Origin of the sequence: Flavobacterium gilvum (assembly GCF_001761465.1) — a bacterium.
GTDB classification, from domain to species: Bacteria; Bacteroidota; Bacteroidia; order Flavobacteriales; family Flavobacteriaceae; genus Flavobacterium; species Flavobacterium gilvum.
Window position 1 is genome coordinate 1,669,973 of sequence record NZ_CP017479.1, and the last position, 26,349, is coordinate 1,696,321.

Here is a 26,349-nt window from a genome sequence, read left to right on the forward strand (position 1 = left end):
ATAAATTGATATCACAAGCAACCATAGACACTGTTTTTGAAACTGCTCGAGTAGAGGAAGTTATTGGAGATTTTGTACAGTTAAAAAGAGCAGGAAGTAACTTTAAGGGGCTTAGTCCGTTTTCGGATGAGCGTTCTCCTTCTTTTATGGTTTCGCCGGCAAAAGGGATTTGGAAAGATTTCAGTTCTGGAAAAGGCGGAAATTCTGTTGCTTTTTTGATGGAGCATTCGCATTTTACCTATCCGGAAGCCATTCGTTATTTGGCCAAAAAATACAACATTGAGATTGAAGAAACCGAACAAACGGATCAGGAAAAATTAAACACGGATGTTCGCGAAAGTATGTATTTGGTTTCCGAATTTGCTAAAAAATATTTTAGCGATGTTCTTGTAAATTCAGAAGAAGGAAAAGCAATTGGTCTTTCGTATTTTAAAGAACGTGGTTTTACCAATGAAACGATCAAGAAATTTGCTTTGGGTTATTCGCCCGAAACTTGGGATGCTTTTACAAAAGAAGCACTTGGGAAAGGTTACAAAATGGAATTTCTGGAAAGTACCGGATTGACCATTGCAAGGGAAGACCGCCCTTTTGACCGATTCAAAGGGAGAGTGATGTTTCCTATTCAAAGTATGTCTGGGAGGGTGCTTGGTTTTGGTGGACGAATCTTGACAAACGATAAAAAAGCTGCCAAATATTTGAACTCGCCAGAGAGTGAGATTTACCATAAAAGCAAGGTGCTGTATGGTATTTATCAGGCCAAACAATCAATAGCAAAATTAAATAACTGTTTCCTGGTTGAAGGTTATACAGATGTTATTCAGTTCAATCAGGCGGGAATTGAGAATGTGGTGGCTTCTTCAGGAACAGCACTTACGCCAGATCAAATACGTTTGATTAATCGATTGACCAGAAATATTACAGTTCTTTTTGATGGTGATGCAGCTGGTCTTCGAGCCTCGATTCGCGGTATCGATTTGATTCTTGAAGAAGGCATGAACGTTAGGGTTTGTGCGTTTCCTGATGGGGAAGATCCAGATAGTTTTGCACGAAAAACTTCCTACGAAGATTTAGTGGCTTATTTAGAAAATAATGCTAAGGATTTTATTCAGTTCAAGGCATCGCTTTTGATGAATGAAGCCAAAAATGATCCGATTAAAAAAGCCGATTTGATTCGGGATATGGTGGCAAGTATTTCGAAAATTCCGGACAGGATTCAGCGTGAAATTTACATTCAGGAATGTTCCCGAATAATGGATATTTCCGAGCAGGTTTTGACTAGCACTTTGGCGCAGTTGGTTCAAAAAGACATTACCGAAGTAGGTAAAAAAGTCAAACAAGAACAAAAAGCTTTTGAGGTTGTAAAAAATGAAAACCCTGCCGAAGTTGCCAAAGTGGATGTGCTTTATCGTTTGGAGCGAAAAATAATTGAAATTCTTTTGTTGTATGGAAATAAGACAGAAGAATTTGAAGATGTTTACCTAAGAACAAATGATTCGGGCGAAATTGAAACGGTAACCGAAAAGAAAGAATATAAGGTTTATCAAAGGATTTATCTGAGTTTGCAGGAAGATGAGGTAGAACTTGCCAATCCTTTATTTCGAGATATTTTTAGTGATTTGATTCAGTATTATCTTCAAAATGAAAATTTAGAATTTGAAAAATATCTAATGCATCTAAATTCTGATTTTGCTCAGGAAGTGACCGATATTTTAATGGAAGATGAACGATTGATACTCCATAATTGGGAAGGTCAAAATATTTTTCCCAAAACCAAAACCGAAACTATTGCGCAATATGTCTCCGAAACTATTTTGACAATGCGTTGGTACTTGGTGGATAGAATTATAGAAGAATTAAAAAACTCTGTATCAAATGAACCGGGTTCAGATAATACAGAGTCTATGTCTTTGGCGATGGACTACTATAAACTAATTAATTCATTTTCGAAAAAATTAGGAAGAGTGATGTCTCGCTACAGTTAAACGATTTCCAGCGTTTTAGCTTTGTTTACTAAGTCTACTAGATTTGTAACGTTTAATTTTGTTAACAATCTCAATTTGTAAGTGCTGATTGTTTTTTCGTTGAGAGATAAAATCTCAGCGATTTCGTGGTTTTTCTTTCCATCACTTAAGTAACGCAACACTTCAACTTCACGATTGGAAAGTTTTCTGTATAAACGTTCGCTTTTACTTTGTTTTGCAATCAAAGCAATGTTTTTCATAACCGTTTCGTTCATGATTATTTTGCCTTGATTTACTTTGATGATAGATTGCCCCAAAGTTTCTAGTTTTTCAGTTTTGTGAACAAATCCAGAAACTCCCGCTTTGATGGCATTTGGAGCGTAAATTTGTTCTGAAAGACCGCTGTAAAAAACGATTTTTGTTTTTGGAAAATTTTTCAAAACCGATTTGATTTCAAAAATACTTGACAAACCTTCAAGTTCAAGGTCTAATACAAGAACATCTATTTCTTTTGTAAGAAGGATGTCTTTTACCATTGCAAAATTACCAACGTTGGCAACGATGGAGATGTCTGAATGGTCTTTGAAGTACGATTTTATTCCGAAATGTACGACGGGATAGTTATCTGCTAAACAAACTTTAATCATGGTATTTAGTTTTAGGATTGTTTTTGAAGCTATAAAATTATAAAAATATTTTTATATAAGTCTAATTTTTCGGACAAAATTATTTTTTTTAACAGTTTATTATGCAAACAGGGATCGGATTCATCTTGTGCTGGTTGTTTGAATTGAGTCTTTTGAAAATTATTATAACTTCTTTTTCACGTTCGGTAAAAGTTGTATTCGCTATTTCTTCGTCGGTTAGGAGCATTGCCCATTCTAATTCGTCATAACTTGCTCCGATTTGGTCTTCATCAGTTCGGCTGTCGCCAAATAACCCATCAGTTGGAGCGGCTGTCAGGATAGATTTAGGAATATTGAGATATTCGCCTAATTGATACACTTCAGATTTCATCAAATCGGCAATTGGACTCAAATCAACACCACCATCACCATATTTTGTATAAAAACCTACTCCAAAATCTTCTACTTTATTTCCAGTTCCTGCAACTAATAAGCCATGGATTCCGGCAAAATAGTAAAGAGTTGTCATACGTAAACGCGCGCGCGTATTGGCAAGGGATAAATGCAAGGCGTGTTCGTTATCGGTTGTAGGGACTTCTTTTTTGAATGTTTCAAAAACAGTAGTTAAGTCGGCAACAGCACTGGTTACGTTCGGGAATCTATTTTTTAATTGCTCGATGTGTTCTCTGCCTCTTGAAACCTGGCTTGGTGCCTGGTGTATTGGCATTTCGACGCATAAAACTTGTAAACCTGTTTGGGCACAGAGTGTTGAGGTTACTGCAGAGTCAACTCCACCGGATATTCCAATTACAAATCCGTTAACTTTTGAATTCGTAGCATAGCTTTTTAGCCATTCTACGATATGGGTATTTACCTTTTCAATTTGCAGGGTTCTTTTTTTAGTCATAATAGTTCAGGTTTTAAAAAGCAGGAATGTATATTTGCAAAAAAATAAATGCAGCCTTTTTGTGATTTCTTTAAAACAAATTTAAAGAAAATAAAACAACTGTATAAAGGATGCGTGATTTAGGTTCAAATGACCTATGTAGATTTGTGAATTATTCTCAAAATGAATTGAAAAATTGATAAATGAATAAAATAAGTGTAAAATTATTTTTGTTATCGATGGTTGGCAGTTTGCTTTTTATGTCCTGTGATAAAAAAAGCAAAGTTGAAAAAGCTATCGAAGAAACACCGGTTGATGCGGTGAAGGTGGAGCGATTTGATAAAGAATTCTTTGAAACATCTCCGAAGGATTTGTCAAAATTAAAAAAGAAATATCCTTATTTTTTCTCGCCAAAAATCGATGATACGGTTTGGACTAACAAAATGGAAGCTCCAATTTGGAGAGAAGTGTATGCCGAAGTTCAAAAAAAATATCCGAACACTGAAGGAATTCAAAGCGAGGTTGAAACCTTGGTTCAGCACATGAAATATTATTTTCCAAAGACCAAAACGCCGAAAGTGATTACTTTGATTTCGGATATGGATTATAATAATAAAGCAATTTATGCCGATTCATTGGTTTTGATTTCATTAGAATTATATTTAGGAAAAGAACATAAGTTTTATACTTTTCCAAAATATTTGAAGCAGAATTTTGAACTAAGACAAATGATGCCAGATGTTGTAAAGAGTTTTGCATTTAGGGAAATTGCTCCACCAACAGATAAGAATTTGTTGTCACAAATGATTTATTTCGGGAAAGAACTTTACCTAAAAGATCTTTTACTGCCGGAATATTCAGATGCCGAAAAAATGGGATATACTCCGGAACAAATTGTTTGGTGTCAGGAAAACGAAAGTTATATTTGGCGTTACTTTATTGAAAAAGAATTGCTTTTTAGTGACGAGCAAAAGTTAAATTCGCGTTTTATTGATGTAGCTCCCTTTTCAAAATTTTATTTAGAAATAGACAATGAGTCGCCTGGGCAAGTTGGCTCATGGATTGGCTGGCAAATTGTTAGATCCTATATGGAAAATAATGACACCAAGGTAGATCAAATGTTAAAGATGGATGCCAAAGAAATATTCGAAAAATCAAAATACAAACCCAAGAAATAATGTCAGATAACAATACTTCAGAAATAAAATTTTTAGTCGAATTAGACGAAAACCGTGTGCCGGAAAAACTTTTTTGGACAGCACAAGACGGCGGAGTGCAACAATCCGAAACTAAAGCGATTATGCTTAATGTTTGGGACAGCAAAGCCAAGGAAAGCATGCGTATCGATTTGTGGACAAAAGATATGCCTGTTGATGAAATGAAAATTTTCTTTCACCAAACATTAGTGTCTATGGCCGAAACTTTTAGAAGAGCCACAAATGATGAAAAAATGTCGGATACGATGTTGGACTTCTGTGATTATTTTGCCGAGAAATTAGATTTGAAACAATAAAGAAAAGCGGTCAAATGGCCGCTTTTTTTAGGTATATAATTGTTTGGATATCTTTTGTAATGGTATTCGGGATTTTTATGATTTCTATAGTGAAAGATTTTAGGTTTTCAATTTTATTTATTGTGTCGGCTGGGAAAAATTTACCGTTGTAGTAAACAAAATTTTTTTTGCCGTAATTTTTAGTTGCTAATGCCGATTGTACAGATGAATCATTTAAGTCAATAATATCTTTTCCACTATTGGTTTTAATATCTTTTTTAATGATTTTAGAAGTTTCCTTTTCTTGGCTGTAAGACAAATTTATTATTAGTAAAAAAAGAAAGATTAATGCTTTTTTTGGAGTCATAAGAATCTGTATTTTAGGTTTGTACCCAAATATAATTAAATAATCCAGAACAAGATTAATTTCCTCCTTTAAAAATCTCTTGGTTTACTTCTTCTATATAACTTAATAATTCTTCTTTCCCTAAAGCTTCTGTCGATGAAGTGACAAAGTAAGGTGGCATTTCGGCCCAGTTGTTGGCAAACATTTGTTTTTTGTAAGCCGCGATATGAGAGCTTATTTTTACTTTACTGATTTTATCGGCTTTCGTAAAAATAATACAAAACGGAATTTCGCTTTCTCCCATATAAGTCATGAATTCAATATCGATTTTTTGTGCTTCGTGACGAATGTCTATTAGAACAAAAGCGCAAGCCAACTGTTCTCTTTTTTCAAAATAATCAGTGATAAACTGCTGAAAGATAGACTTTGTTTTTTTTGAAACTTTGGCATAACCGTATCCTGGTAAATCAACAAGAAACCAGTTGTTGTTTATTAAAAAATGATTAATCAGTTGGGTTTTACCTGGTTTTCCCGAAGTTTTTGCCAAATTTTTATGATTGGTCAACATGTTGATCAAAGAGGATTTTCCAACATTGGAACGACCAATAAAAGCATATTCAGGCAAAAAATCCTTTGGACATTTGCTTACGTCTGAGTTGCTTATTACGAATTCGGCGGTATTAATTTTCATTGTCTTGAGTGTAAAATTCCTCTATTAATGTTCTGCTAGATGCGTGTGTGTAAGCCAGTCTTCAAGATGTGCATTGAATTCTTCTGGCTGTTCCATCATGGCGGCATGACCACATTTGTCAATCCAGTATAGAGTGGAATTAGGTAATAATTTATGGAATTCATCGGCTACATCTGGAGGAGTTACAGTGTCGTTTTTCCCCCAAATAATGCAGGTTTGTACATGCATTTTTGGTAAATCTTTAGCCATATTATGACGGATTGCACTTTTGGCAATAGTCAGGGTTTTTATCAATTTCAAACGATCATTTACTGTTGCATAGACTTCATCAACCAATTCTGGTGTTGCTATTTTTGGATCATAAAAAACATCTTCAGCTTTTTTTCTGATGTATTCGTAGTCACCTCTCTTGGGATAACTGTCTCCCATTGCACTTTCGTATAGACCTGAACTTCCTGTAATTACTAGTCCAGAAACTTTTTCGGGGAACAATTTTGTGTGGTATAAGGCGATATGGCCGCCCAATGAATTTCCTAAGAGAATTACTCTGTCTAATTTTTTGAAATTGATAAAGTTTTTTACATAAATAGCAAAACTCTTTACGTTTGTTTTTAATATGTTTTGGGTATAAATTGGTAAATCAGGAATGATAATTTTATATCCTTTATTAGAAAAATAGTTGGCTACAGCATCAAAGTTGCTAAGTCCACCCATTAATCCATGTAAGATGACAATCGGGATTCCTTCACCTGCTTCATAATATCCGTATTTGCCTTCTTTTTTGTAATATTTTTCCATCTTTTAAACAATAATTTTCAATTTTTCACAAATATAGGGTTTATAAAATTAAAATGAATTTTAGGAGATGATTTTTAACCTTTTATTCTCTTTGGTTGAATTAGGCTGATTTGGTAATTTTTTAATAATTTTTTAACTAATGAATAATAGATATTTTAAGCTTTTAAGAAGCTGTTTTAATTATTAAAAATGCAGGCTTTTTAACAAAAAGCAATCTTTCTTACAAATAATTATCATGACATCTAACTTTCTGATTGTCTACAAAGTAGATGCTTTTGTCTCAAAAAGGGTAAACTTATTAACAAAGTGGTATATAGTGGTAAAATGTGGTAAAATTTTATATATTTTTGCTTCATACAAATAACACTATTCACTTGGGCGCAATTATAGGGACATATGAGTGTAAAGTTGATGCTAAAGGACGGGTTTTATTACCTGCTCCGTTAAAAAAGCAATTGGCTTCCTCGCTTCAGGACGGTTTCGTTTTGAAGCGTTCTGTATTTCAGCCCTGTCTGGAGTTGTATCCTATGGAAGAGTGGAATTTGATGATGAAAAAAATTGGCAAACTTAATCGATTTGTAAAAAAGAACAATGATTTTATTCGTCGTTTCACTGCCGGTGTAAAAGAGATAGAAATCGATGCGCTGGGTAGAATGTTGATTCCTAAAGATTTGGTGCGTATTGCCAGCATTGATAAAGATGTGGTTTTTTCTTCAGCAGTAAACATTGTGGAGATTTGGGATAAGGATTTGTATGAGAAATCAATTGATGGTTCGGATGTTGATTTTGCAGATTTAGCCGAAGAAGTAATGGGTAATTTAAATGACGATGACGATGGAGTATCATAATCCAGTATTGCTGCACGCTTCTGTAGATGGTTTGAATATAAATCCTGATGGGGTTTATGTGGATGTAACTTTTGGTGGAGGAGGTCATTCAAAAGAAATTTTGAGAAGACTGGGGCCAAACGGAAAATTGTTTGCTTTTGATCAGGATGAAGATGCTTTGGCAAATGCAATTCCAGATGAAAGATTTACATTAATTAATGAAAATTTCAGATTCATAAAAAGGTTTTTGCGCTTTTATGGTATAAAACAAGTTGATGGTATTCTTGGTGATTTGGGAGTTTCTTCTCACCAGTTTGATGTTCCTGAAAGAGGTTTTTCGACCCGATTTGATGCGGAACTGGATATGCGAATGAGTCAAAAAAGTGATTTGAATGCTTATAAAGTGGTAAATGAATACGATGATGCTAATCTAAGAAGAGTCTTTTTGGATTATGGAGAATTGAAAAACGCTCCGGCTTTGTCACGTACAATCATTGAAGCTAGAACGCATCAATCAATCAAAACTACTGATGAGTTGAAAGAAGTTTTGAAAAAATATTTGCCTGAAAAAGTTAGAAACAAAGTTTTGGCTCAAATCTATCAAGCGATTCGTATTGAGGTAAATCAGGAAATGGATGTTTTAAAAGAATTTTTGGAACAATCCCTTGAAATTTTGAAACCGGGCGGAAGACTTAGTGTGATTTCGTATCATTCTCTGGAAGACAGATTGGTGAAACGATTTGTGAAAAACGGAATGTTTGAAGGGGAGCCTGAGCGTGATTTTTACGGGAATTTTTCGGTTCCTTTTGCAACTGTTGGGAAATTAATTGTTCCGGATAACGAAGAAATCAAATTGAATAACAGAGCCAGAAGTGCAAAGTTGAGAATTGCAGAGAAAAAAGGTTAGAATAGTTTAATAGTCTAAAGATAATTTGAATTCTAGAGTTTGTAACTCATAATTCATAATTCATAATTTACTAATGAAAGGGGGAATTTATAAGTTATTAAAAGCACAGTTTCTTATAGACGATAACGCTGTTAAAAATTGGCGTTTTATCGTTTTTGCGATTTTTCTGGCTATAATAATGATTGGAAATACCCAACGATACGAACAAAAAGTATTCAGAATTGTTGAATTGACTAATCAGGTAAAAGAGTTACGCTCCGAGTTTGTTGATAGACGTTCTGAGTTGATGAAACTCAAAATGGAATCTACGGTTTCGGCCAAAATGGAAGAGAACAAAATCTTTCCATCCACAGTTCCTCCCGTAAAAATTGAAGTTGCAGCACCCAAAGAAAAAAGTTTCCTAGAAAGAATATGGCAGTAGACGATAAATATATATCCTATAGAACCTATCTGGTTGCCTTTTTCATCTTTATGATGGCGATTGCCATTGCTGTAAAGTTGACCAATATTCAGTGGGTTGATGGAGATCATTATAGAGAATTAGCAAAAGAAAGAACCGTTAGGAATTTTGTAATTCCTGCCAATAAAGGGAATATTTATTCTGCAGACGGAAGTCTTCTAGCGACTTCAATTCCTAGTTATGCAATACGTTTTGATGCTGTCGCTCCAAAAACAGAAACTTTTGAAAAAAATGTAAAACTGTTATCGGATTCATTGGGGTTGATTCTTAAAAAATCAAGCAGCAAAATCGAAAATGAATTACGAAAAGCGAGAGTAAATAAAAGCAGATATTATCTTGTTGCGCAAAATTTGAGTTATACAGAGTACGCAAAAATAAAAGGTTTTCCATTGTTTAAATTGGGCCCATATAAAGGCGGAATTATAATTGAGCAAAAAACGGTTAGAAAACATCCAATTGGGCAGATTGCAGAGCGTAGTATTGGTTACGAAAGAAAAATGCCAGAAGGTTATTCGGATGGAAAAGGGATTGAATGGGCTTATAGAGAATATCTTAACGGTAAAGACGGTAAAATTTTAAAACAAAAAATTGCCAAAGGTCAATGGAAACCTATTCGTGACGTAAACGAAGTAGAGCCACAAGATGGTTACGATGTAATTTCGACTATAGATGTTTATATTCAGGATATTGCGCATCATGCTTTGTTGAAGCAGTTGGAAGAATACGAAGCAGATCACGGTTGTGCTGTAGTTATGGAAACCAAAACGGGTCAGATCAAAGCCATTTCAAATTTAGGAAGAGCCGAGGATGGCAGCTATTATGAAACGACCAATTATGCTTATGCCGAATCTCACGAGCCAGGATCGACTTTTAAGTTGGTCGATTTGATGGCAATTCTGGAAGATAAAGTGGCAGACACAAGTACGGTTTATGACAGTCATGGTGGAATAATCACTTATTCCGGGCGCAAAGTAAGGGATTCTCATGATGGAGGTTATGGCAAAATATCGTTAGCCCGCGGTTTTGAAGTTTCTTCAAATACAGTAATGGTTCAGGCGGTTTATGATAATTACAAAAACAACCCTACAAAGTTTGTGAATCATATTGATTCCTGGGGTTTGAATAAAAAATTGGGTCTGACTTTCAAAGGTGAAGGAAAACCATTTATTCCGCATCCTACGGATAAAAATTGGTCTAATATTTCACTTCCCTGGATGGCTTTTGGATACGGGGTATCTGTGACACCATTACAAACATTGACTTTTTATAATGCAGTAGCAAATAATGGAGTGATGGTAAAACCACAATTGGTTTCGGAGATTAAAGAATGGAATAACACCATCAAAAAATTTAATACCGAAGTGATGAACCCCAGAGTTTGTTCTCCAGAAACATTGAAAAAAATTAAAGCCGTTTTGGCGAATGTTGTAAAAAAGGGAACAGGTGCCAAGTTATATTCCAAAGATTTTTCTATGGCGGGAAAAACAGGAACAGCTCAAGTGAATTATGCTGTAAAAGGAGGAACAGAGAAACATTATGCGTCTTCATTTGTTGGGTATTTCCCTGCTGATAAGCCTAAGTATTCCTGTATTGTGGTGGTTCATAAACCTAACACAAAGAATAATAATTATTACGGGGCAGATGTTGCCGGGCCGGTTTTTAAAAGAATTGCCCAAAAAATATTTACCGACACTCCTTCGACCAATGTGATTAAAAAATTAGATGATCCTAATCCTCAACAGGATAAGAGTTATAATTCCTATTACGTGAAAATGGAAAATAAGCAAAATGCTGTGCCAAATGTGAAAGGAATGGCTGGAATGGATGCAGTTGCGTTACTAGAAAATTTAGGGTTAAAGGTTAAGGCTGTCGGGGTTGGGAAAGTAAAAAAACAATCCATTCAGGCAGGTCAGAATATTGTAAAAAATTCAACAATTCTATTGGAATTATCATGAGTGTATTAAAGGACATATTATATAAAGTAGCAATAGAATCTGTAACGGGTTCCACCGAAATTGAGATAAATCAACTGCATTTTGATTCCAGAAAAGTCGAAAAAAATGATGTTTTTATCGCAATCCGTGGCACAATTGCAGATGGTCATGATTTTATTGAAAAAGCGATTGGTCTGGGAGCTTCGACAGTTATTTGTGATACACTTCCGGATACTCTTGTAAATGGAGTGACTTATGTATGTGTGAAAGATACCAATTCGGCTTTGGCTTTTATGGCAGCCAATTTTTTTGGTAATCCGTCTAAAAAATTACAATTGGTTGGTATTACCGGAACCAATGGTAAAACAACGATTGCCTCTTTATTGTATCAATTGTTTAAAAAAGCCGGTTTTAAAGTAGGCTTGCTTTCGACAGTAAAAATTTTAGTTGATGAATTAGAATACAAAGCAACCCATACAACTCCAGATTCAATTACCATTAATCATTATTTGAATGAAATGGTTGACGCTGGAGTAGAATATTGTTTCATGGAAGTAAGTTCACACGGAATCCATCAAAAACGTACTGAAGCCTTGCATTTTAGAGGTGGGATATTCACGAATTTATCGCACGATCATTTGGATTACCATCCTACTTTCGCTGAATATAGAGATGTAAAAAAATCCTTTTTCGATCATTTGTCGGTAGATGCTTTTGCACTTACAAACATTGATGACAAAAATGGTCAGGTAATGCTGCAAAATACAAGAGCAAAAAAACTGACGTATGCCCTAAAATCGTATGCTGATTATAAAGCGCAAATTCTGGAAAATCAATTATCAGGGTTGTTGCTAAAAGTAAATGGTAATGAAGTTTGGGTAAAATTAATTGGAACTTTTAATGCTTACAATTTGTTGGCAATATATGGAGTATCTGTAGAATTAGGAATTGATAGTCTGGAAGTGCTTCGATTGATGTCGGAATTGGAAAGTGTATCTGGGCGATTCCAATATGTTGTTTCCAATACGAGCATAACGGCTATTGTGGATTATGCACATACGCCAGATGCACTCGAAAATGTTTTGAATACCATTAACGATGTCCGAACCAATAATGAGCAATTGATAACTGTTGTGGGGTGCGGTGGAAACAGAGATACGGCAAAGCGTCCTGTAATGGCCAACATAGCAACAGAATTAAGCGATAAAGTAATCATAACTTCCGATAATCCTAGAAACGAAGAGCCGGAGGCTATAATTCAAGAAATGGAAAAAGGCATTCAGCCTCAAAATTTCAAAAAAGCATTGTCGATTACAGATAGGTTGCAGGCTATAAAAACAGCTTGCCAATTGGCGCAGCCAAATGATATTATATTGATTGCTGGTAAAGGCCACGAAACTTACCAGGAAATCAAAGGGATACGTCACGATTTTGATGACATGAAAATTGTAAAAGAAATTTTAGAACAACTGTTAAAATAAAACAATATGCTATACTACTTATTTCAATATTTAGACAAAGTAATGGATGTACCTGGTACAGGTGTTTTTCAATATATCACTTTTAGATCTTCATTAGCATTATTGTTATCATTGTTGTTGTCTACTATTTATGGGAAACGTATAATTGCCTTTTTAAGCAGACAACAAGTTGGGGAAACAGTTCGTGAACTTGGATTGGCTGGGCAAAATGAAAAAGCAGGTACTCCTACAATGGGGGGTATTATTATCATTTTTGCGACGTTGGTTCCTGTTGTTCTTTTTGCTAGGTTACACAATATATATATAGTCCTGTTGATTGTTACTACCTTATGGATGGGGACTATCGGTTTTATTGACGATTATATCAAAATATTCAAAAAAGACAAACAAGGGCTTAAAGGTATTTTTAAGGTATTTGGACAAGTAGGATTAGGTGTAATCGTAGGTTCTGTCTTGTATTTTAGCCCAGTTGTAACGGTTAAAACAGATACTGCAAGCAGCAAAATTTTTCAGCAAACTAGCCAAACGGTTGTAAGATCTGCTTCAATGGAAGAAAAATCTACAGTAACCACAATTCCTTTTGTTAAAAATAACGAATTCGATTATGCTAAAATTTTAGAATGGATTGGTCCTGACTACGAAAAATGGGCTTGGCTGGTTTTTATCCCGGTTGTGATTTTTATTATTACTGCAGTTTCAAATGGAGCCAATCTTACTGATGGTATTGACGGCTTGGCAGCGGGAACTTCGGCTGTTTCGGTCTTTGCATTGGGGATTTTTACATTCGTTTCCGGAAATATAATTTTCTCAAATTATCTGAATATAATGTACATCCCGCATTCAGGAGAAATGACCGTCTTTATAGCTGCATTCCTCGGAGCTTTGATTGGTTTTCTTTGGTACAACTCTTATCCGGCATCTGTCTTTATGGGTGATACAGGAAGTTTAACCATCGGGGGAATTATTGCAGTATTGGCAATTGCGGTCCGAAAAGAATTGCTTATTCCTTTATTGTGCGGAATCTTTTTGGTCGAAAATTTCTCTGTTGTTTTACAAGTAAGCTATTTTAAATATACCAAAAAGCGCTTTGGCGAAGGCCGAAGAATTTTTCTAATGTCACCGCTTCATCACCACTATCAAAAAAAAGGGTATCATGAAAGTAAGATAGTGACGCGATTTTGGGTTGTAGCCATAATGCTGGCCATTTTGTCAATTGTTACACTGAAATTGAGATAATATATGAGGCTAGTAATTTTAGGTGGAGGAGAAAGTGGGGTAGGAACTGCTATTCTCGGTAAGAAAAAGGGTTACGAAGTTTTTGTTTCCGATTTTGGAAAGATAAAAGACAGTTACAAAGAGGTGTTGATTATTAATGGCATCGAATGGGAAGAAGGAAAACATACTGAAGATCTGGTTTTGAATGCTGATGTGGTCATGAAAAGTCCGGGAATACCGGATAAATCGCCAATCGTGAAGCAATTAAAGGCTAAAGGGATTCCTGTAATTTCCGAAATTGAATTTGCAGCACCTTTTACAAACGCCCAAACTATCGGAATAACGGGAAGTAACGGGAAAACAACCACAACAATGTTGACGTATCACTTGCTGAAATCAGCCGGATTGAATGTGGGTTTGGCCGGAAATGTTGGTAAAAGCTTTGCTTGGCAGGTCGCCGATAATAGTTACGATTATTATGTGATTGAGTTGAGTAGTTTTCAACTGGACGGAATTGTGAAATTCAGACCCGATATAGCAATAATAACAAACATTAGCCCGGATCATTTGGATCGATATGAATACAAATTTCAAAATTATATAGAGTCGAAATTTCGTATCACTATGAATCAAACAGAGGATGATTTCCTGATTTATGATGCAAATGATGAAGCCATTTCCGAATGGTTGAGTAAAAATAAAGTAAAAGCCAAATTAATTCCTTTTTCGTTAACAGATGAATTCAACGAAGGAGCTTATTTAAAAAACAATAAAATGGAAGTAAAAATCAATCAGGACGAGTTTACAATGGAAACAGAGTACATTGCATTGGAAGGAAAACATAATTTAAAGAATGCTATGGCGGCTACTTCTGTTGCAAAGATTTTGCAGATAAGAAAAGAAACGATTCGTGAGAGTTTGTCAAATTTTCAAGGTGTTGAACACCGTTTAGAAAAAGTACTGAAGATTCAAAACGTGCAGTATATCAATGATTCCAAGGCTACAAACGTGAATTCGGTATTTTTTGCTTTAGATAGTATGAATACACCTACCGTTTGGATAGTGGGCGGTGTTGATAAAGGGAATGATTACCACGAGTTAATGTCATTAGTGCGAGAAAAAGTAAAAGCCATTATTTGTTTGGGAGTTGATAACAAAAAAATCATAGATACTTTCGGTAATGTCGTGGATATTATGGTAGAAGTAGGTAGCATGACCGAAGCAGTCCGAATGGCTCAACGTTTATCCGAAAAAGGAGATACAGTATTGTTGTCTCCGGCCTGTGCCAGTTTTGATTTGTTTGAAAACTATGAAGATAGAGGAAGACAATTCAAACAAGCGGTGAAGAATTTGTAATTAGATAATAGGAAAATTAGACAATTAGTTAATTTGAAAAATGGAAATTAACTGTAAATAATAAATGTAATGAAAGAGCTAATTAACAAGTTAAAAGGGGACAAAGGCATTTGGTCATTCGTGGCCTTATTGGGCTTGTTTTCTTTTATGCCTGTTTTTAGTGCGAGCAGTAATTTGGCTTATTTGGGACATGGTACCGGGAATACTTTGGGGTATCTGGTGAAACATTTTGCCCATATCTGTATAGGATTTTTAATAATTTATTGGGTTCACAAAATACCATATCATTATTTTAGGGCTATTTCCAAGGCAGGATTGCCGATAGTTTGGGTGATATTGGCATATACTTTGGTAAAAGGAACTGTTATCGCTGGCGCAAATGCCAGTAGATGGATTCAGATTCCGTTTATTGGGTTGTCTTTTCAGCCTTCGACCGTGGCGGCCATAATGTTATTTGTTTTTGTTGCTCGTTATTTATCTAAAACCAGAGAAACTCCAATCACTTTTAAATCGTCTTTGTGGGAATTGTGGACTCCTGTTTTTATTACGTTGATGTTCATTCTACCAGCCAATTTTTCTACGACGGCTTTGATATTTTCTATGGTGATTATGCTTGTTTTTATTGGCAGATATCCTTTAAAATACATCTTTTTTATAATAAGTTCAGGAGTTGTGTTGTTGGTTTTCTTTGTGATAATTGGTAAAGCATTTCCTAATTCTAAATTTTTCAGCAGGGTAGGAACATGGGAAAGCCGAATAGAAAATTTTACAAGTAAGGGTTCTGACGAAGATGATTATCAAATCGAAAAGGCCAAAATTGCTATTGCTTCCGGTCAGCTTTATGGTTTGGGGCCAGGGAAAAGCGTTCAGAAAAATTTCTTGCCTCAGTCTTCTTCCGATTTTATTTATGCCATTATTGTTGAAGAATATGGACTTGTAGGAGGATTGACGGTTTTGCTTTTGTATTTGCTTTTGTTATTCCGTTTTGTAATTGCTTCACATAAAGCCAATACACTTTTTGGAAAATTGGTGGTCGTCGGTTTGGGTTTTCCAATGATTTTTCAGGCGATGATTAATATGGCTGTCGCAGTCGAATTATTGCCGGTTACTGGACAAACATTGCCTTTGATAAGTAGCGGGGGAAGTTCAATATGGATGACTTGTTTTGGGTTGGGAATCATTTTGAGTGTTACCAAAAAAGAAGAAGAAATTGCACAGGAAAAATTGGAAAAAGAAAAAAGAGAAGAAATTCTTCAAAAACTTATAGATAGGGAATTAGAAGCAGATCTTGAGGAAGCTGATTTGAATAATAGTAATGAGGATTTTGATTCAGGCAATTATTCAATTACGGATAATTCAAAGAACCCAATGAACGCAGTGTTGAAATAAAAACGATTTTAGAATTTTTCAAAATGGCAAAACATAAATTCATCTTAAGCGGAGGAGGTACTGGAGGGCATATTTATCCTGCAATTGCAATTGCAAATGAATTGGAGTCCCGTTTTCCAGATGCCGAAATTTTGTTTGTTGGTGCCAAAGACAAAATGGAAATGCAAAAAGTTCCTCAGGCAGGCTATAAAATTGAAGGACTTTGGATTGCCGGACTGCAAAGAAAATTAACATTACAAAACGCAATGTTTCCGTTTAAATTGTTGAGCAGTTTATGGAAATCAAGAAAAATAATTAAAAAATTTAAGCCAGATGTAGTGATTGGTACGGGAGGTTTTGCCAGCGGACCTTTGTTGCAAATGGCCAACAGCATGAATATCCCAACTGTAATCCAGGAGCAAAATTCATATCCGGGAATTACCAATAAACTGTTGAGCAAAAAAGCAAATAGTATTTGTGTTGCTTATGATAATTTGGAACGCTTTTTTCCTGCTGATAAAATGATTTTGACTGGAAATCCGGTTCGTCAGGATTTATTGGATATTCAGGAAAAAAGAAAAGAAGCCATTGAATATTTCAATTTGGATCCATCCAAAAAAACGCTCTTAGTTCTAGGAGGAAGTCTTGGTGCGAGAAGAATTAATCAATTGATCGAAAAAGAATTGACTAATCTGCTTTCGCTAAAAGTGCAAGTGATATGGCAATGTGGCAAGTTCTATTTGGAAGATTATAAAAATCAAAACCGCCATAATGTTCAGGTAACGGCTTTTATTGAGCGTATGGATTTGGTTTATGCCGCCGCAGATGTGATTATTTCAAGGGCTGGAGCTTCTTCAGTTTCTGAATTGTGCATTGTTGGAAAACCAGTGATTTTTATTCCGTCACCAAATGTGGCCGAAGATCATCAAACCAAAAATGCCGAAGCTATTGTAAATAAAAAAGGAGCCATTTTGCTCAAAGAATCACAATTGGATGAAGATTTTAGTTTGGTTTTCGAATCGTTGATAAAAGATCAGGGGAAGCAAGATCAACTAAGTGAAAATATTAAATTATTGGCAAAGCCAAAAGCAACTGAACAAATTGTTGACGAAATAATCAAATTAGTCCAAAGCCGAAAGTTGTAAAGTCAAGCGACTTTATGACATTGAAACTTTTTGACATTAAGACTTAATGAATATGAATTTAAATCAAATAAAAAACGTCTATTTCATTGGAATCGGAGGTATTGGGATGAGTGCTTTGGCGCGTTATTTCAAAGCTATCGGAAAACAGGTTTCAGGATATGACAAAACCCCTTCTATTCTTACCGGTGAATTGATAGAAAGTGGTATTGATATTCATTTTGAAGATAATATTAGTCTAATTTCAACTGATTATTATGTCGAAAATACGTTGGTGATTATTACTCCTGCCGTGCCTGTAAAACATTCCGAGTGGAATTATTTTCTAGAGAGAGGCTATCAGGTTAAAAAACGCGCAGAAGTTTTAGGTATTATTACTAAAGATACTTTTTGTTTTGCTGTTGCAGGAACGCATGGAAAAACTACTACTTCTAGTATTTTGGGACATATTTTGTATGAAAGTGGGGCAGATGTAACCGCTTTTATAGGCGGAATTGTTGAGAATTATGATTCTAATTTAATAGGAACCGGAAAAACAGTCACTGTTGTTGAAGCTGATGAATTTGATCGTTCCTTTTTACACCTGCATCCAGATATTGCCTGTGTTACGTCTATGGATGCCGATCATTTGGATATTTACGGTACCAGTACTGCGATTGAAGCTTCATTTGTGGAATTTGCAAATAAAGTTGAGGATAAAAACAATCTTTTTATAACCAATGAATTGCCTATTGAAGGAGTGATTTGTGCAGTTAATGAAGAAGCTGTTTTTGAGGCTTTCAACGTAAGAATAGAAAATAGCAGTTATGTTTTTGATGTTAAAACGCCAAACGGAAATATTAAGGATTTGCGTTTCGGGTTACCGGGGAAACATAATTTAATGAATGCATTAATGGCGTCAGCAATGGCAATAACATACGGAACCCCAACCGATGTTATCGCCAGAGCTTTGGCGTCTTTTATGGGAATCAGAAGACGTTTTTCTTATCAGATAAAAGAAGAAAACTTAGTTTATATTGATGATTATGCTCATCACCCTACTGAAATTAATGCGGTTCATCAGGCTGTTCGGGAATTGTATCCGGGACAAAAAGTTTTAGCTGTTTTTCAACCACATTTGTTTAGCAGAACAAGGGATTTTGCAGATAATTTTGCTAAAAGTTTATCCGCTTTTGACGAAGTTTTTCTGATGGAAATTTACCCTGCCCGTGAATTGCCAATGGAAGGCATTAATTCACAATGGTTATTGGATAAAATGACAAATGATCATAAAAAAATTGTTAGTAAAGAAGAACTGATTCCTTCAATTTTGGCAAATGATGCCAGTGTGATTGTTACTATTGGAGCTGGTGATTTGGGAGAAATGGTGCCTACAATTAAAAAAGCATTGTATGAAAGTCTTTAATTGGAATAATATAAGATTATTGCTCATGTTTATTTTGGTTGTTTTTCTTTTTTCGTTTACATCCAAACGAAATTCGAAAAGGAAATTAACCAAAACAGAGGTTGTTTTTGTAGGTGAAAACGCTCTTTTTTTAAAAAGAGAAACGGTTAATAAATTGTTAATAGAAAATAATTCGAATGCAGTAACCATAAGGAAAGATAGGCTAGATTTGAATAAATTGGAGCAAGTGTTAAATACTCAAAAAATGATCGCTAAGGCGGATGTATGTGTGAGTATTGATGGTGTTCTGAAAGCAGTTGTGAAACAGAAGACTCCTATCGCTAGGGTCTTTAATGATGAAGGTTCTTTCTATATTGACAGTGAGGGTGATACAATGCCTTTGTCGGAAAATTTTACAGCTAGAGTTCCACTTGTTTCTGGGGAGATTAACAAGAAAAACAGTGAAGATTTATTTAAATTATTTAAGATAATTTATGATGATGTGTTTTTGAGAAAAAACATCATTGGGATACAAATTATGCCTAATGGTAGCTTATTAATGCAGAATAGAAATTATAATTATCGAATCGATTTTGGTGGTTTGGTAAACATGGAACGAAAATTTCAAAACTATAAAGCTTTTTTTCAAAAAGTAAGTTTGGATGGTTCTTTGGATAAATATAAAATAATAGATCTCAGATTTACGGAACAGGTAGTCTGTACAAAATAATAGAAAATGGAAAAAGAGAATATTGCAGTAGGTCTAGATATTGGGACGACGAAAATTGTTGCCATGATAGGCAAAAAGAATGGGTATGGCAAGTTGGAAATTTTGGGGGTTGGGAAATCTAAAAGTTTAGGTGTGGCCAGAGGGGTTGTGAATAATATTACACAAACAATCCAGTCTATTCAACAAGCAATTCTTGAGGCAGAGAATAATTCAGGATATAAAATTAAAGATGTTGTAGTAGGTATCGCAGGACAGCACATAAGAAGCATTCAGCATAGCGATTACATCAGCAGAAATAATCCAGAAGAGGTAATAGGAGGAAATGATATTGATTTATTAATCAATCAGGTTCATAAATTGGCAATGTTGCCAGGTGAAGAAATTATCCACGTTTTGCCACAGGAATTCAAAATTGATGGGCAATCAGATATTAAAGAACCTATTGGAATGTATGGCGGAAGATTGGAGAGCAGTTTTCACGTTGTTGTAGGACAGGCTTCATCAATTAGAAATGTTGGTAGATGTATTCAGAGTTCAGGGATTGAATTGTCAGGACTTACTTTGGAACCACTGGCTTCATCGGATGCTGTTTTGAGTCAGGAAGAAAAAGAAGCCGGAGTTGCACTTATCGATATTGGTGGAGGAACAACAGATTTGGCTATTTTTAAAGATGGAATTATTCGTCACACAGCAGTTATACCTTTTGGAGGAAATGTTATTACAGATGACATCAAAGAAGGATGTTCGATTATTGAAAAACAAGCCGAATTGCTAAAAGTTAAATTTGGTTCGGCCTGGCCGGGAGAAAACAAAGACAATGAAATTGTTTCGATTCCAGGATTAAGAGGAAGAGAGCCTAAAGAAATTTCACTAAAAAATCTTTCAAAAATAATTAATGCCAGAGTTGTTGAGATTATTGAACAGGTTTTTACCGAGGTAAGAGCTTATGGGCATGAAGATCCTCGCAAAAAATTGATCGCTGGTATCGTTCTTACAGGTGGTGGTGCACAATTGAAACACATCAAACAATTAGTGGAGTACATTACCGGAATGGATACAAGGATTGGTTATCCAAATGAGCATTTGGCAGGAAACTCAGATGAGGAAATTTCAAGTCCTTTATACGCAACAGCGGTTGGTTTGGTAATGAACAGCATCGAAAATAAAACACAGAGTGCTGTAAAAATGAAACCAGTCGTAAGCGAAAAAGTAACTTATTACAGGGAACCCATTGTTGAAGAAAAAGTTGAAGTGAAAGAAGAGGTTTATGTTCAGCCAGAAAGAGTACTGCAAGTAGAGCCTGTAAGGGAATCTACCGAAAATAAAATAAGAAGGTCGTTTTTTGATAAATATGTCGACAAGATTAAAGATTTTTTGGATAACGCAGAATAAATTGATTAAAGAATAAATATAAAAATATCAAACTCCTTTTTGTCCCGAGCTAGAGTAGTTAGAGAAAAGTTAATAAAAAATTTAAAACCCCATATTATGCCAAGCAACACAGAATTTGGAAGTATTTCATTTGATTTGCCAAAAAATCAATCAAATGTAATCAAAGTAATTGGAGTTGGTGGTGGCGGTAGTAACGCTATCAACCACATGTTCAGACAAGGTATTAAAGGTGTAGATTTCATCGTTTGTAATACCGATTCTCAAGCATTGGAAAACAGTGCTGTGCCCAATAAAATTCAGTTAGGTGTGAATTTGACTGAGGGACTTGGTGCTGGAGCAAATCCAGATATCGGACATCAATCTGCTATAGAAAGTATATCTGATATTGAAAAAGTATTGGATGTTAATACCAAAATGGTATTCATTACAGCGGGAATGGGTGGAGGAACCGGTACAGGAGCAGCTCCTGTGATTGCTCAGCTAGCCAAAGAAAGAGATATACTTACTGTAGGAATCGTTACTTTGCCATTTTTGTTTGAAGGAAAAGTGCGTCAGGAACAAGCGCTTATCGGAATTGAGAAATTACGTAAGCAAGTTGACTCATTGATTGTAATCAATAATAATAAATTAAGAGAAGTATATGGGAATCTTGGTTTCAAAGCCGGGTTTTCAAAAGCCGATGAAGTTTTGGCAACAGCCTCAAGAGGTATCGCCGAAGTAATTACACATCACTATACTCAAAATATCGATTTACGTGATGCCAAAACTGTTTTGTATAACAGTGGAACAGCTATCATGGGATCTTCAGTTTCTTCTGGAGAAAATAGAGCCAAAGAAGGAATTGTTGCTGCTTTGGATTCTCCGCTTTTAAACGATAATAAAATAACAGGAGCCAAAAACGTATTGTTGCTTATCGTTTCTGGAACTAATGAAATCACGATTGACGAAATCGCCGAAATCAACGAGCATATTCAATACGAAGCAGGTTCGAATGCCAATATCATCATGGGAGTTGGTGAAGACGAATCACTTGGTGATTCCATTGCAGTGACCATTATTGCTACTGGTTTTGCAGTTGAGCAACAAAATGAAATCGTAAATGTTGAGCCTAAGAAAATAATCCATACTCTTGAAGAAGAGCAAAGAGGAGTATTTGATTTAACAAAAAATACAGTTGCAAGTTTTAATTTGAATACTGAAGTACCAGTTTCAAACACAGAGGAAAGAATAGTTTTTGATTTAATCGAAGACGAGGTTACACCAGAACCGATAATTGAAACGCCTATCGTTGCTTCTATTAATGAAGACGAATTAATAGGGATGACAGAATTTATCAAAAATCTCGATGTGACATTCGAAATTGTTTCTCCAATGAAAGAAATTGATTTTTTGGTAACAAGTCCTGTAGCCGAACAAGTTAGAGAAGTGAAGCCTGAGCCAATTCGTTTTGAAGAAAAACAAGAACAAGCTGCATTTTCTTTTGATTTGCCATTAAGCAAACCAGAGCCAGTTCAGGCAAAAGAGGAAGTAAATAACTTCTTATTTGAATTGTCAAATGAGACTCGTGATATAAAAGTTGTTGAGCCTGTTCAGTTTGTTCCTGTAACCGAATTATCTGATAATGGGATAATAAAGTACTCTCTTGAAGAGTATATGGAAACAGAAAATGACTTATTGGAAAGTAAACCTGTAGCCAAAATAGAGGAAGTAGTTCCGGCAGAATTGAACATCACAATGAAACAAGTGATTGAGTCAGCAGTAGAAGCCCCTGTTTTGAGTAACAATTCACCTGTTGAAATGACAATCGAAGAAACTTTGAGATTTAGAGCCGAAGAAAGAAGAAAAAAACTTAAAGATTTTAATTACAAGTTTCATGATAGTGTGTCAAGAGTTGATGAACTGGAAAGAGAACCGGCTTACAAAAGATTTGGAATAGATCTTGGCAGTATAAACAAAAACAATTCAACTTCAAGAATATCTGTTGGGACAGATAGTAATAATGATTTACAGTTACGTTCCAATAATTCGTATTTGCACGACAATGTAGACTAACTAAACCTAGCCATTTTTGAAAATAGCCCGAAGATTCTTTTTTAGTTTTCGGGCTTTTTTTTGACTATAATGCTTCAAACAACTTGTTGTTAATACCAGTAAAATTTTCTAAATTTGTCGGGCCTCATCCAGCTGTACATTACAAGCTTTTTGTCGTAACTATTTTTTTCTAAGAACAAGAAAGAGCTTCTTTCAGTCGCTTTTCTGGTTCAAGAAAAAATATAGTTTCTCGCAAAAAGGCTTTTCATTTCCATCTGGGGCAGGTGATTTGAGATTGTAGATTTATGATTGCAGATTTAAGATTTGTGATTGAAAATCTAAAATCTAAGTTCAAGAATCTAAAATCAAAATATAATATGAGTTTATCAATTCAAATCATGGACGAAATCAAAAACGCCATGAGAGCCAAAGATACAGTAGCATTAGAAGCTTTAAGAGCAATAAAATCAGAGCTTTTGTTGGCTCAAACAGCTTCGGGTTCCAAAGAAGAAATTTCTGCCGATGATGAGATTAAATTGCTTCAAAGGTTGGTTAAAACACGTAAAGAAAGTGCAAGAATTTTTACAGAACAAAACCGTCTTGATTTGGCTGAACCAGAATTGGCACAAGTTGCAGTAATCGAAAAGTTTCTGCCTGCCCAATTAAGCGAGGCTGAAGTTGAAGCTGTGATTGCAAAAATCATTGCCGAAACAGGTGCATCTGGAATTGCATCAATGGGAAAAGTAATGGGATTGGCTACCGCTCAATTGGGAGGAACAGCCGAAGGAAAAACTATCTCTGCCATTGTAAAGAAATTATTGGCTTAAAATAAAATTAGATTGTTGATCAATGTTTTTAAATCTCAAATCGTTGATCAACAATCTAAAATCTAAAATTAACTGACCACGTAGTTCAACTGGATAGAATATCAGATTTCGGCTCTGAGGGTTGGGGGTTCGAACCCCTCCGTGGTCACTTTAAAAGCAAAATTGTAAATGAATTTTTATGATTTTGCTTTTTATTTTTATAGAAATAATAAACAGAAAATATTTTTATGGATAACAATATATCGGTGGCTATTACTCTTGTCTTTCTTTTTTTTGTTGTCGTTGTATTTCTGATTTTTTTTCTTTTTATGTTTTTTAGATTCTTCGAATATTTTTTTGGTTTGGCTTTTGGTAAACCTGTATTTGTTCATTTTTATCCTTTTCCAAAAAAAATAAGCATTGATTCAATCCAGTTTTTGAATAACAAATTCCCTTTTTACGTTGGTTTAACAGACAAAGAAAAAGCATATTTTGAGCACAGAGTAGCCTGTTTTATGAATAAATACGAATTTGTAGGACGTGAGAATTTCATAATTACGGAGGAGGTGAAAGTCCATGTAGCAGCCACGTTAGTAATGTTGTCATTTGGTATGAGGGAATATCTATGTGAAGTTTTTGATAAAATAATCATTTATCCTTCAGTCTATTTTTCAAGAATTACCCAACAATACCACAAAGGGGAATTTAATCCAAATACGAAAGCTGTGGTTTTCTCGTGGGAAGATTTTCAAAAGGGATTTGATATTTCTTCTGATAATTTGAATCTCGGAATTCATGAATTTGCTCATGTTTTACATTATCAGGGATTAGAAAGCAATAATGTTAGTTGTGTTCTTTTTTCAAGGATGTACACTTTAATTAATGAAGAAATGAATGATGCGGCATTCAGGAAAGAATTAGTACAGTCCAATTATTTCAGACTTTATGCCTTTACGAATCAATTTGAATTCCTTGCGGTGGTATTAGAGCATTATTTTGAAACCCCTTTGGAGTTTAAAATCCGTTTCCCTGATTTATATGATAAAGTGAGTCAGATGTTGAATATGAGTCATTAATATCTTAAAATTGTTTTGATTAACACCTGATAAACATCATGTTTTTGGCTGATTTTCTATTCTAAATTTGAATATAATTTAAAGAAGAGGCCCTATGAAAAAGAATGTTCCCATATCAACAATCATGACCAAAGATATCATCAAACTTACTATTTCTGATGATTTAACCAAAGCAGAATCTCTTTTTAAGCATTATAAAATTAGGCATATACCTGTTGTAAGTGGTGCGACAATTATCGGAATGTTAAGTTATACTGATTTGTTGCGCATTTCTTTTGCAGATGCTATAGATGATGATGAAGAGGTTGTGGATACCACAGTTTACAATATGTTTACTGTTGAGCAGGTAATGGCAAAAAAATTAACAACAATAACTCCGGACACTACTATTAAAGAAGCAGCAGAAATATTGGCAAAGAAAGACTTTCATGCTTTGCCAGTTTGTGAAGGCCATCTGTTGGTCGGGATTGTAACCACTACAGATTTGATAAAGTATTTATTAGAACAATATAAAAATTGAGTGCTTACTGATGAAAGTCCCAATGCTCATTTTAAGTATTGGGACTTTTTATTTTTATACTGTTGTCAATTTTTTTAAATCGGCTACGGTTTGAATTGGGTCTTTTGCATTAAATACAAAACTTCCCGCCACAAGTACGTCTGCTCCGGCTTCAATCAATTGCAAGGCATTTTTATTGGTTACACCACCGTCAATTTCGATAAGTGTTGAAGCTTCTTTTCTAGTAATTAAATCTTTTAGTTTTTTTACTTTCGAATAGGTGTTTTCGATAAAAGATTGTCCTCCAAAACCAGGATTCACGCTCATAATACAAACCATATCAATATCATTGATTATATCTTCCAGTAAATCCACATTTGTGTGAGGATTTAATGCTACACCTGCTTTCATTCCTTGTGCTTTGATAGCTTGAAGGGTTCTGTGTAAATGTGTACAGGCTTCGTAATGTACAGTCAAAATATCGGCACCTAAATCTTTGAATGTTTTAATATATTGATCAGGATTGACAATCATCAAATGCACATCGACAGTTTTTTTGGTGTGTCTAGTGATTGCTTCAAGAACAGGCATTCCAAAGGATATATTTGGAACAAAAACACCATCCATGATGTCAATGTGAAACCAGTCAGCCTCGCTGCTGTTAATCATTTCAATATCCCGTTGCAAATTAGCAAAGTCAGCCGCCAATACTGATGGAGCAATAATTGTATTTTTACTCATTGTTTATATTTTTTTGTATTCGTGAATCGCAAAAGCGATTTCATTGTGTGTATTTGTGTGTATTATTTTTTGCAAATGTAGATTTTAGTTTCTTTAAAATGAAATTAGAATTCATTTTTTGAACCATTAAGAGATTAAGTGACTGTATTTTATTAAAAAAATAAAACTCCGGTAATCAGCCGGAGTTTCAATCATCAATC

At 34.9% G+C, this 26,349-nt stretch carries 25 protein-coding genes and 1 tRNA gene; 20 read left to right on the forward strand and 6 right to left on the reverse strand.

The window, feature by feature from the left end; translation table 11 throughout:
* Nucleotides 1–5: 5 nt before the first annotated feature.
* On the forward strand, nt 6–1,982 hold the full coding sequence (gene dnaG, locus EM308_RS06985) for a DNA primase (protein ID WP_035636738.1): 1,977 nt from the start codon (nt 6–8) through the stop codon (nt 1,980–1,982).
* Here dnaG and EM308_RS06990 read toward each other — a convergent pair.
* Together EM308_RS06990 and nadE are read right to left on the reverse strand one after the other, a co-directional pair.
* Complete coding sequence (locus EM308_RS06990; protein WP_035636740.1) at nt 1,979–2,608, reverse strand: response regulator transcription factor; 630 nt, start codon at nt 2,606–2,608, stop codon at nt 1,979–1,981. The two genes, dnaG and EM308_RS06990, sit on opposite strands and share 4 nt — an antisense overlap.
* Before the next feature lie 88 nt (nt 2,609–2,696).
* Nucleotides 2,697–3,494, reverse strand: coding sequence for an NAD(+) synthase (nadE, locus tag EM308_RS06995; RefSeq protein WP_035636741.1), 798 nt, complete (start codon nt 3,492–3,494; stop codon nt 2,697–2,699).
* Between the two features lie 182 nt (nt 3,495–3,676).
* Between nadE and gldB the strand changes: the two genes are divergently transcribed.
* Together gldB and gldC are read left to right on the forward strand one after the other, a co-directional pair.
* A complete protein-coding gene (gene gldB, locus EM308_RS07000; RefSeq protein ID WP_035636743.1) occupies nt 3,677–4,651 on the forward strand; it encodes a gliding motility lipoprotein GldB in 975 nt (324 codons plus the stop codon).
* On the forward strand, nt 4,651–4,986 hold the full coding sequence (gene gldC / locus EM308_RS07005) for a gliding motility protein GldC (RefSeq protein WP_035636745.1): 336 nt from the start codon (nt 4,651–4,653) through the stop codon (nt 4,984–4,986). Before gldB ends, gldC begins: the two co-directional genes overlap by 1 nt.
* Before the next feature lie 10 nt (nt 4,987–4,996).
* On the opposite strand, the gene EM308_RS07010 is transcribed toward gldC, so the two are convergent.
* The 3 genes from EM308_RS07010 to EM308_RS07020 are packed head-to-tail and all read right to left on the reverse strand — an operon-like array spanning nt 4,997 to nt 6,800.
* A complete protein-coding gene (locus EM308_RS07010) occupies nt 4,997–5,332 on the reverse strand; it encodes a hypothetical protein (protein ID WP_035636747.1) in 336 nt (111 codons plus the stop codon).
* Nucleotides 5,333–5,387: 55 nt separating this feature from the next.
* Nucleotides 5,388–6,002 (reverse strand): ribosome biogenesis GTP-binding protein YihA/YsxC, encoded by a 615-nt coding sequence (gene yihA / locus EM308_RS07015; protein ID WP_035636749.1) that lies wholly within the window; start codon nt 6,000–6,002, stop codon nt 5,388–5,390.
* Between the two features lie 24 nt (nt 6,003–6,026).
* Nucleotides 6,027–6,800, reverse strand: a complete 774-nt coding sequence (locus tag EM308_RS07020) for an alpha/beta fold hydrolase (RefSeq protein WP_035636751.1) — start codon at nt 6,798–6,800, stop codon at nt 6,027–6,029.
* Between the two features lie 374 nt (nt 6,801–7,174).
* On the opposite strand from EM308_RS07020, the gene mraZ reads away from it, so the two are divergent.
* From mraZ to EM308_RS07105, 17 genes are all read left to right on the forward strand, one after another.
* A complete protein-coding gene (gene mraZ, locus EM308_RS07025; RefSeq protein WP_035636753.1) occupies nt 7,175–7,648 on the forward strand; it encodes a division/cell wall cluster transcriptional repressor MraZ in 474 nt (157 codons plus the stop codon).
* Nucleotides 7,623–8,534 carry a 16S rRNA (cytosine(1402)-N(4))-methyltransferase RsmH gene (gene rsmH / locus EM308_RS07030; RefSeq protein WP_197056127.1) on the forward strand — a complete coding sequence of 304 codons (912 nt, stop codon included), beginning with the start codon at nt 7,623–7,625 and terminating at the stop codon, nt 8,532–8,534. The genes mraZ and rsmH overlap by 26 nt, the downstream gene beginning before the upstream one ends.
* A 73-nt stretch (nt 8,535–8,607) precedes the next feature.
* The gene (locus tag EM308_RS07035; protein ID WP_035636755.1) at nt 8,608–8,955 is read left to right on the forward strand and encodes an FtsL-like putative cell division protein; all 348 of its coding nucleotides are present in this window, start codon (nt 8,608–8,610) and stop codon (nt 8,953–8,955) included.
* Nucleotides 8,946–10,949 carry a penicillin-binding protein gene (locus EM308_RS07040; RefSeq protein ID WP_035636758.1) on the forward strand — a complete coding sequence of 668 codons (2,004 nt, stop codon included), beginning with the start codon at nt 8,946–8,948 and terminating at the stop codon, nt 10,947–10,949. The genes EM308_RS07035 and EM308_RS07040 overlap by 10 nt, the downstream gene beginning before the upstream one ends.
* Entirely contained in the window at nt 10,946–12,409 is a 1,464-nt protein-coding gene (locus EM308_RS07045; RefSeq protein WP_035636761.1) for a UDP-N-acetylmuramoyl-L-alanyl-D-glutamate--2,6-diaminopimelate ligase, read from the forward strand. Before EM308_RS07040 ends, EM308_RS07045 begins: the two co-directional genes overlap by 4 nt.
* 6 nt (nt 12,410–12,415) lie before the next feature.
* Nucleotides 12,416–13,645: a phospho-N-acetylmuramoyl-pentapeptide-transferase gene (gene mraY, locus EM308_RS07050; protein WP_035636765.1), complete on the forward strand. Its 1,230-nt coding sequence runs from the start codon at nt 12,416–12,418 to the stop codon at nt 13,643–13,645.
* A 3-nt stretch (nt 13,646–13,648) separates the two neighbouring features.
* Nucleotides 13,649–14,980, forward strand: a complete 1,332-nt coding sequence (gene murD, locus EM308_RS07055; RefSeq protein WP_035636768.1) for a UDP-N-acetylmuramoyl-L-alanine--D-glutamate ligase — start codon at nt 13,649–13,651, stop codon at nt 14,978–14,980.
* A gap of 69 nt (nt 14,981–15,049) precedes the next feature.
* Nucleotides 15,050–16,369: an FtsW/RodA/SpoVE family cell cycle protein gene (locus tag EM308_RS07060; protein WP_035636771.1), complete on the forward strand. Its 1,320-nt coding sequence runs from the start codon at nt 15,050–15,052 to the stop codon at nt 16,367–16,369.
* A 23-nt stretch (nt 16,370–16,392) separates the two neighbouring features.
* On the forward strand, nt 16,393–17,493 hold the full coding sequence (murG, locus tag EM308_RS07065; RefSeq protein ID WP_035636773.1) for an undecaprenyldiphospho-muramoylpentapeptide beta-N-acetylglucosaminyltransferase: 1,101 nt from the start codon (nt 16,393–16,395) through the stop codon (nt 17,491–17,493).
* Nucleotides 17,494–17,545: 52 nt separating this feature from the next.
* Nucleotides 17,546–18,895 carry a UDP-N-acetylmuramate--L-alanine ligase gene (gene murC, locus EM308_RS07070; RefSeq protein ID WP_035636776.1) on the forward strand — a complete coding sequence of 450 codons (1,350 nt, stop codon included), beginning with the start codon at nt 17,546–17,548 and terminating at the stop codon, nt 18,893–18,895.
* On the forward strand, nt 18,882–19,604 hold the full coding sequence (locus EM308_RS07075) for a cell division protein FtsQ/DivIB (RefSeq protein WP_035636778.1): 723 nt from the start codon (nt 18,882–18,884) through the stop codon (nt 19,602–19,604). Before murC ends, EM308_RS07075 begins: the two co-directional genes overlap by 14 nt.
* Nucleotides 19,605–19,610: 6 nt before the next feature.
* Complete coding sequence (gene ftsA / locus EM308_RS07080) at nt 19,611–20,996, forward strand: cell division protein FtsA (RefSeq protein WP_035636780.1); 1,386 nt, start codon at nt 19,611–19,613, stop codon at nt 20,994–20,996.
* Nucleotides 20,997–21,092: 96 nt separating this feature from the next.
* The gene (gene ftsZ, locus EM308_RS07085) at nt 21,093–23,048 is read left to right on the forward strand and encodes a cell division protein FtsZ (RefSeq protein WP_035636782.1); all 1,956 of its coding nucleotides are present in this window, start codon (nt 21,093–21,095) and stop codon (nt 23,046–23,048) included.
* Nucleotides 23,049–23,404: 356 nt separating this feature from the next.
* Nucleotides 23,405–23,854 (forward strand): GatB/YqeY domain-containing protein, encoded by a 450-nt coding sequence (locus tag EM308_RS07090; RefSeq protein WP_035636874.1) that lies wholly within the window; start codon nt 23,405–23,407, stop codon nt 23,852–23,854.
* A 74-nt stretch (nt 23,855–23,928) separates the two neighbouring features.
* Nucleotides 23,929–24,002 (forward strand) — tRNA-Arg (locus tag EM308_RS07095).
* A gap of 79 nt (nt 24,003–24,081) precedes the next feature.
* On the forward strand, nt 24,082–24,909 hold the full coding sequence (locus tag EM308_RS07100; protein ID WP_035636784.1) for a zinc-dependent peptidase: 828 nt from the start codon (nt 24,082–24,084) through the stop codon (nt 24,907–24,909).
* A 94-nt stretch (nt 24,910–25,003) separates the two neighbouring features.
* Nucleotides 25,004–25,429 (forward strand): CBS domain-containing protein, encoded by a 426-nt coding sequence (locus EM308_RS07105; protein WP_035636787.1) that lies wholly within the window; start codon nt 25,004–25,006, stop codon nt 25,427–25,429.
* A 54-nt stretch (nt 25,430–25,483) separates the two neighbouring features.
* Here the strand turns inward: EM308_RS07105 and rpe are convergent, their stop codons facing one another.
* Nucleotides 25,484–26,149: a ribulose-phosphate 3-epimerase gene (gene rpe / locus EM308_RS07110; RefSeq protein WP_035636789.1), complete on the reverse strand. Its 666-nt coding sequence runs from the start codon at nt 26,147–26,149 to the stop codon at nt 25,484–25,486.
* Nucleotides 26,150–26,349 lie beyond the last annotated feature (200 nt).